Source organism: Dellaglioa sp. CoH-57-MRSF-21, from assembly GCF_056781915.1.
On sequence record NZ_JBXAXU010000237.1, the window covers coordinates 1 to 244 of the forward strand.

Sequence of the window (244 nt, forward strand, 5' to 3'; positions counted from 1 at the left end):
GCAAGAAGAATAACAAGGACACGGGTGTGCTGAATGGCACGCAGTGGCATTGTTCGGCTCCCAAGATCAAACCCATCAAGCGGCTGCGTGATCCGCGCAAACCCGCTCTTGGCTACGAGACGACAAACCTACAGGGTCTGTATTTCAAGGCTCGTTCGCTCGACCTGTTCAACGCTGATGGCGATCCCCTTGTAGTGGACACCGTATGCTCGCAACACCGCTTTGATCAGAATCTTCCGGAACC

At 54.5% G+C, this 244-nt stretch carries 1 protein-coding gene; it reads left to right on the top strand.

The features are described from left to right. On the top strand, nucleotides 1-244 hold a 244-nt coding region (locus AC1RPQ_RS08625), incomplete at both ends, for a hypothetical protein (RefSeq protein ID WP_481762370.1).